General features: G+C 42.6%; 5 protein-coding genes. 1 reads left to right on the forward strand and 4 read right to left on the reverse strand.

Features of this window, described 5'->3' with window-relative positions; translation table 11 throughout:
• Positions 1-60: 60 nt before the first annotated feature.
• From A142_RS02975 to A142_RS02990, 4 genes are all read right to left on the reverse strand, one after another.
• Positions 61-1,719 (reverse strand): hypothetical protein, encoded by a 1,659-nt coding sequence (locus A142_RS02975; protein WP_019821187.1) that lies wholly within the window; start codon positions 1,717-1,719, stop codon positions 61-63.
• Between the two features lie 323 nt (positions 1,720-2,042).
• Positions 2,043-3,398, reverse strand: a complete 1,356-nt coding sequence (locus A142_RS02980; RefSeq protein ID WP_019821188.1) for an FUSC family protein — start codon at positions 3,396-3,398, stop codon at positions 2,043-2,045.
• Between the two features lie 9 nt (positions 3,399-3,407).
• The gene (locus A142_RS02985) at positions 3,408-4,274 is read right to left on the reverse strand and encodes an HlyD family secretion protein (RefSeq protein ID WP_019821189.1); all 867 of its coding nucleotides are present in this window, start codon (positions 4,272-4,274) and stop codon (positions 3,408-3,410) included.
• A 10-nt stretch (positions 4,275-4,284) separates the two neighbouring features.
• Positions 4,285-4,497, reverse strand: a complete 213-nt coding sequence (locus tag A142_RS02990) for a DUF1656 domain-containing protein (protein ID WP_010429574.1) — start codon at positions 4,495-4,497, stop codon at positions 4,285-4,287.
• 472 nt (positions 4,498-4,969) lie between these two features.
• Here A142_RS02990 and aspT point away from each other — a divergent pair, with 472 nt between their 5' ends.
• The gene (aspT, locus tag A142_RS02995; RefSeq protein ID WP_019821193.1) at positions 4,970-6,685 is read left to right on the forward strand and encodes an aspartate-alanine antiporter; all 1,716 of its coding nucleotides are present in this window, start codon (positions 4,970-4,972) and stop codon (positions 6,683-6,685) included.
• The last annotated feature ends 87 nt before the right edge of the window (positions 6,686-6,772 follow it).

The following is a 6,772-nucleotide window of genomic DNA, read 5'->3' on the forward strand; positions in this document are numbered from 1 at the left end:
CGCATAAGTAGGACGCCACCCATCAAGAGTGGCCGTGACCACTCAATGCGTGATGTAGGGCTAGAAGCGATAACCAAGGTTCAATGTTACAGCCGAACGAGTTTCACCTTTGTTGTACAACACGGTCATGTTGTAATGCTTGCCGATCTGTTTGTTAACCCCTGTTAGGAATGCCCACTGATCGATGTCGACACCAACGTCATAATCAAATTCAATGTCATCGGTTTTTACAGTGCCTTGCATACGAGAATTTAAACCTTGGTATTCAGCACCAACGAAAAATTGAGCTCGATAATCGACAAACTGGTAACCCAACATGGGTTGAACAGTGACAATACCATCGCCCCAATCATCCATTCCTTTCAGGCGTGTTTGTGAGTAGGTACCTGTCACTGAGGCAAAGAACTCTTTGTAACCAACAGAAAGTGTGGTGCCCGCACCGCGTAAGTCATATTCAAGATGCAGTGGTACATTCAAACGGCCTCTGTTACATAATGCAGAGACACCTTCGCAAAGCGCGTTACCTAGCCCAGGCAGTTTGTCATTGAGCTTGTCTTTTAAATAGTCTCCTGCAGCGCCGGTATAAGAGGCATCCACGTTCGCATCAACGTTTACCTTTCCCACATATCCGAATACATTCCAGAATGGCAGGATATTAACGTCACCGCGTATCGAAAGACTTTCAGCCTTAACTGTCGCAACGCTATCTTCAGGATCAAATAAGTCATTCAAGCGAACACCACCAATCACGTAGTCAGTCATTGGAATGTCCATGTCTTGGTTGCGATAAGCTACTGATACGCCGAATGGAAGAGGTAAATCAATGCCTTGACGTCGCACCATGTCACCCATTAACGGAAAAACACGGTCTAGCTTCACGCTTGCTTCTTGCATTCTTGGGTCTGATACTTCTTGAAGTCTGTCTTCATTCAGTATTTGTACACCGTTGTCGTCTTCATACAGTGCAACGGGTTCAGTTAAACTCGTCATCTTCATAGGCTTATTCTTTGATGTACCTACGACTTCAGTCGCTTTACTAGCAATAACAACCTTTCCTGAATCCAATGTATGGAATTCAATCTCTTGACGATAAGTTTCTACTTTGTATACGTGATGTTTGAATGGCTTATCGTTAGTGATCAGCATTCGCTTGGGTTCGCCATCGATTAACTCAATGTCGACATTCAAAAAACGGAAATACGCGATGTCTTGAGGTAGTCCATACTTCGAATAGTCGAAGCTGATGACTATCTTGTTATCGTCGATTTCTTTCACGCGAACCGAAGATGAATCAAAGCTTTCTGCATAATCACGTAAGCGATATTCGGTACGTGTGAACGCTTCGATTTCATCTAGCAGGTTTTCGTTCTCATCCAGTTCTTCAGGGTTGTATTTGATACGAAGATCGATGTTGCCTTTGCTATCGGTGTTCTTGACGAGGTAAACGCTTGAGTCACGAACTTCATCACCAACTTTCAGAGTACGATGTGCGTGCTCAACTAGGTGCTCACCCTGTACAAGTGAGCTGATTGCAAGCTTTGGCAAGTCATGGCTAATACCATATTTGTCAAACAGTGCTCGACCTTGCTCCATGACTTCGGTGTAAGTCTTGGTTTCCGCTGCTGACGCAAAAGTGGGAGTAGTAAGTAATAAGGCGCTCGCTAACACAGAAAGAGTATGGGTCTTACGGGCGCTGTTGCGGATTTCAAAAAAACTCATGACGGATTCCACGCTGAGTAACCTCAAACCTTCGAGGTTCACACAGTCGATGTAAAACTGAACTTCGTGTTCAGTTGTTATGTATTTATCCATTAGGATTGCTAGTGTGAATGTCGCGACTAAAAATGCATTGCGTCAATCAATGAGAGGATTTTAAGAGTAGGTGGCAGATCGCGTTAATCGCGTTTGATGGACGCTATCCTACTTTAGTTAATTTTGATACTAAGACTATGATTTGTAGGCGCTTTAATAAGATAAAAAAACGGCCTACTTAGTAAGATACTTTGCAGGCCGTGTTGTTATAGTGGTGAATGTATTGAGTTTTAAGCGGTTACCTTCACTCTAAATAGATCAGTAAACAGCTTGGCTATCATTAAAATGATCAAAATATTCACCAGCATCAACAGTGGCGTTTCTATTGCATAAACTGGGGTGAGGTTAAGTGCTCCAGATGTCAGTACGACTAACAAATTAACACCTAGTATTCGATGCACCATGAGTTTAGGCGTGGCGAACACTTTCCATATCACCATAATGTTAAGGAAGTAGAATAGACCAAGCTCCCATAACTCTGTCATTAATGGCATCACAAAGATGTACTGCAACAGAATCACCGATCCTGTGCCCAAAACACCATAGAAGGCATCCTTAATAACGCTTGGTGGCATGGTCGGCACCATAGAAGAGAATACACCGGCTAACATAGGAAATATAAAACCACCCGGAACTGGAAGATAAATCCAAACCAAGAGCGATGTGATAAACATCGACACGCCTTGCAGCACTTTGCGTCCATCTTCATTCAAATGTTCAACAAACGTGCGATGAGCATGATGCCAAGACACTTCTTTATGATCACCCATTACATTAGGCTCACCTTCCACAAGTGATTGGTCTGGCGTTAGTGCGTTAAAGCTCTTCAAGTTGTTGGCAATAACTACCCATTGAATACCCAAGTCAGATTCACCGTGACTTTGTTTAAGCAACGTGTCTTGGATATGCGCCATTTCATCGATGCGCAAACGCCATGCTTGGATGTTTTCCTTAAGATGGTAGCTGCCGGTCAGTGGCAGATCTAAAAGTTGATACAGCTTATTAATATTTGCGGTATTGCTTTCAAGTGCGGCAATGTCGATATCGTCTGTTTTTTCCATAGTATCTAACAAGGCTTGTTTACTGGTTTCGAAACGTTGTACAAAGTTGAGTTCAGTATTCACAGGCCACACGATGCGATAGACAATAGAGAACACAACAACACCTAATAGTGTTTCTTGAAGTCGAACTACAGCAAAGTGAAAGGTGGTTTGGCTATCAAACCCGCCCATGCAAGCAACAATCGAACACACGGCAAATCCTATTGAAAAGATATAGCCGTACTTTTCATCGCTCGACATGAAGATACATACCCCAAGAAATAGGGTGAAAAAAGTAAGAAACAAGAAGCGATCTTGAGAAAATATGGCGATAAGGAAAAAGGCATAACTGGTTCCTAACAAGGTTCCCATTAACCGGTTATGGCCTTTGTTTATCGAATGGGCGAAACTCTCGTTCAATGCCATCACTGCTACGGCTATCGCCGCCCAATACGGTTTTTCCCAACCAAACCACAACGCTAGGCAGATTGCGATAACGATAGATAATGCGGCTTTAATCGCGTCTTTAGTTGATGCAGTGAACATAAGAATCACCTAGCTATTTTTGATTATTTTAATCGAGGCAGTCATACCAACACGTAGTTGTACGTCTTCTGGTATTTTGTCTAACTTAACTTTGATAGGGATGCGTTGAGCTAGACGTATCCATTGGAAGTTTGGATTCACGTTTGGCAATAAATCATTACCTGTGCTGCCGTCTTGCTTAGCGATACCAAAGCCAATACTTTTAATATGTCCTTCTAGTTGAACATGGTTGTGCATCATTAGGGTCACATAAGCAGTATCCTGAACGTCGACACCGACTAAATCTGTCTCTTTGAAATAACCTTCAATCCAAAAGCTATCTTCATCAATTAACGCAACCACTGGTGAATTCGCGACAACTTGAGAACCCACGCGTAAGTTCAGGTTAGTAATATAGCCGTTAGTAGGTGCATATACCTTGGTGTACTCAAGGTTAAGATGTGCTTCTTCTACATTAGCTTTTGCCAGCTCGACATTTGCGGCGCTGGTCTCTACTGCATTGCTTAAATTGTTTAGCGTCAGAACCGGTACAGCACCAGGCGTCCTTTTTTCTAAATTTAACGCGCGTTGCTCTTCGTTTTTCGCCTTGGCGAGTAGGGCAAGCGCTTGTTTTTGGGTAGCAAGGGCTTTTCGGTAGGTAGCTTTGTAAATACTCGGGTCGATCTCAAAAAGAAGATCGCCTTTTTTTACTTTCGAGTTGTCTTCGACATGTACTTCAATCACTTGGCCCGTTACACGAGGTGTAATAGAGACAATATAAGCGCTAACTTGTCCATCTCTAGTCCACGGGTTGCTTGAATAAGACTGGTAATAGCTATAAACGACAGTTCCCGCAGCAGCCAATAATAAAAGTGTGATGAGATAACGTTTGATCACAGTAAGTGCCTCAAAAAATGGTAATAAAATGGCCGATAGCGCCAGTAAAAATCACGATCAAGCTCAGTTCTGCTATTGCAGGAAAGGCGACGTACTTATGCAGGCCAAACCTTGTAGCGATTGACCCTGTTAGCATTGTCAATATGTAAGCCAGTGCGATAACCAATAACAGCGGTGGGAAGTAGACTTCACCCCACACAAGTTCATGTGGCATTGTGTTCATGGTTCTTTTCTCTATTTGTTTGGTGAATGCAACGATAGCGGAGTTATGTTTATTGTGATAATCGCTTATAGAGGATTAGATCCATCAAATCTAAGACCATACTGGCTTACGGTTCGATTTGAATCCTTGTTAAGTGCTGCAAAGCCAGCTGGCTAAGGAAACGAAGAGATACGATCTGGAGGTAATAATACTTAGTTGAAATTTATTTCCAAAATAATTTAAATATTTCGGTTTTGGTTAAGTCCTTTTAAAACAACAACTTTTAGTATGAACCGCGCTACTGTGACTCATAAAACAATCGAAGTGATGATTTGATCCTTCAAATGAGATTACAGAATAAAACCTTTTGTTCTTAATATTCGGTTCGAAGCAACGAGCTGCTTTATTAAATTGAATAATCCAACAAATATCACTATTAAGTTATTCGTTAGATTATTTACTCCTTATATTTTGTAACAAGAGTAAATTTGTCATGGACATTATTTCTAATCTGTTTGACATGGCACCATTTGTCGCACTATTTATTACACTCTCATTAGGTTATATGGTTGGTAAAATTACTATCGGCCGATTTGTTTTAGGCGGGGTAGCCGGAACATTATTAATGGGCGTAATTATTGGGCAATTTGGTGTTCAGATTGATCCCGGCGTAAAAAGTATTTTCTTTGCGCTATTTATTTATGCTGTGGGTTATCAAGGCGGTGCTCAATTCTTTAAAGCCCTTAACTTCAGAACCATTAACATTCTGCTCTCTGCGGTTGTTATGACGGTTTCAGGCTTATTGTGTGTGCTTGCTGCTGCATGGTTATTTGATCTAGATAGAGGTACAGCTGCAGGTCTAGCGGCTGGTGGCTTAACTCAATCTGCGATCATTGGTACCGCAGGCGATGCGATTGCACGTTTAGGCGGCGTATCTGAAGAAGCCAAGCACATGATGCAGACAAACGTAGCGGTTGGTTACGCTGTAACATACATCTTTGGTTCTTTAGGACCAATCTTGATGGTGACTTGGGTATTCCCAACGCTCATGAAGTGGGATATCCGATCTGAAGCTATTGCTCTAGAAGAGAAAAACTCTAACGGCAAACGCGATTTAGCAGACGGCGAATTTAATGCAGTCACCGCTCTAGTGACACGTGCTTTTAAAGTAACTCACGACGATAAATTGGTTGGGAAAACGCTAGCACAACTGAATCAATCATCACTTGCTGCGTGTATCGAACTTATTGAGCGCGACGGAAAAGAGCTAAGTGCAGACAAGTTCACTGCGCTTAAAGCAGGCGACCTGGTTGTGGTTACCGGCCGTAGAAATGCGGTTCATGAGCTACAGAGCAAGGCACAAAGCAATGAAGTAGCATTACCGGAAAGCTATGAAGTTATTGAAGAAAATCGTCAACTTATCGCTGATAACCGCAAGCTAATAGGTCACTCGCTAAAAGAAATCAAAGACAGCTCAAACGAGCGCTCATTCCGCGGCGTGTATGTGACAGACTACATGCGTACAGGTACTTCAATGGACATTACTGATGACCTGATTGTCGAGAAAAACGATGTTATTCAATTAACGGGTACCGCTCAAGACATCAACCGAGTTGAAAAACACATCGGTAAGCGCATGGGTTCTGCGACTATGACTGACTTCATCGTACTGGGTTTCGGTATGGTGCTGGGTCTTCTAATTGGCCTAATTAGCTTCAAGATTGCAGGTATTCCTGTAACGATTGGCTCTGGTGCAGGTTGTTTGATTTCTGGCTTGCTTGTCGGCTGGTTACGTAGCCGAAACCCGCATGTGGCTCAGTTCCCAGCGGGTGCAGCAAACTTCATTCGCGACTTTGGTTTAGCGGCATTTGTAGGGATTGTTGGCCTACAAGCAGGCCCTCAAGCGGTTGATACCATAAAAGAACACGGTATGTCGCTTCTGTTCTTGGGTATGGCGGTCACCATCATTCCACAGATTATTTCATTCTTCTTCTCGTACTTTGTATTGAAGATCAAGAACCCAGTAGAGGCTTTAGGTTGTGTGACTGGTGGTCGAAGTGCAAACCCAGCATTCGCAGCATTGATGGAAAAAACAGGCAACGCAACGCCAGTATTCTCTTTCACTGTGACTTACGCTGTAGCTAACGTGTTACTGACGTTATGGGGACCAATTATCGTCGGCATTATTACCGTTAATGCGGGTATGTAATTAATACCTCGAACTAATTATAGATATAAAACAGCTAAAACAATCATCAAATTATTAACAGAGCTACCAAATAACTAAATAGGTTAG

Source organism: Vibrio splendidus 12E03 (assembly GCF_000272105.2).
Lineage (GTDB): Bacteria > Pseudomonadota > Gammaproteobacteria > Enterobacterales > Vibrionaceae > Vibrio > Vibrio splendidus_I.

Coding starts and splice junctions, on each gene's coding strand:
- A142_RS02975 (WP_019821187.1), bottom strand. CDS start 1,719: ATGAGTTTTTTTGAAATCCGCAACAGCGCCCGTAAGACCCATACTCTT.
- A142_RS02980 (WP_019821188.1), bottom strand. CDS start 3,398: ATGTTCACTGCATCAACTAAAGACGCGATTAAAGCCGCATTATCTATC.
- A142_RS02990 (WP_010429574.1), bottom strand. CDS start 4,497: ATGAACACAATGCCACATGAACTTGTGTGGGGTGAAGTCTACTTCCCA.
- aspT (WP_019821193.1), top strand. CDS start 4,970: ATGGACATTATTTCTAATCTGTTTGACATGGCACCATTTGTCGCACTA.